The organism is Kosakonia sp. S42 (assembly GCF_016624785.1).
Classification (GTDB): domain Bacteria; phylum Pseudomonadota; class Gammaproteobacteria; order Enterobacterales; family Enterobacteriaceae; genus Kosakonia; species Kosakonia cowanii.
Map to the genome: position 1 here is coordinate 1 of NZ_JACVTW010000086.1, position 659 is coordinate 659.

General features: G+C 51.6%; 1 protein-coding gene. It reads right to left on the bottom strand.

Going from position 1 to position 659, the window contains the following annotated elements; genetic code table 11:
• Nucleotides 1-22 precede the first annotated feature (22 nt).
• Nucleotides 23-659 (bottom strand): transposase (locus IAE50_RS25670; RefSeq protein ID WP_200581695.1); only part of this gene is annotated, 637 nt, incomplete at its 5' end.

Consider the following 659-nt stretch of genomic DNA (forward strand, 5'->3'; position numbering starts at 1 on the left):
GCCCTGGACGCCCTTCTAAGTGTCAAGTCATTATTTGAGTGCTGTTGATCTGCCGATTTTGATTTCGAAGCAGTGTGAAGACCTCGCGTGCGATGTAACGCCTCAGGCATCGCAGTGCTTCCATTTTTGAGTGTCCCTCCGAGACTCTTTTCGCTACATACTCCTGTGTTTTCGTGTCCGTGCGTAATCTGCCTATAGCGATGATATGCAGCGCGCTATTCGCTGCACGATCGCCACCACGGTTAAGTCTGTGGCGATTTGTTTTGCCTGATGAGACGGGAACGGGGCTCACTCCGCATAAGGCCGCGAAGCCAGACTCTGACTGAAGCCGTTGAGGGTTATCACCGGCTGTGATCAGCAACTGTGACGCCGATTCATAGCCGATTGCGTTACGCTTAATCAGCTCAGGCGCCAGCTCATCAACGATTGATGCGATCATGATATCGAGGTCTGCTATTTCATCGTGCAGTTCAAGATATCGTCGAGCCAGCGATTTGAGGGCAATACAATAAGCATCCTGAACATTGCGATACGCCGTAACATCCGGTCGCCATGCGGCCAGGGTGCGGATCAGCTGCATCCGGGTCAGATTGCGTATTTGATCACGCAGTTCGTCCGGTGCAGAAACGATATTCATCTGGATCATTTGCAACGCAATA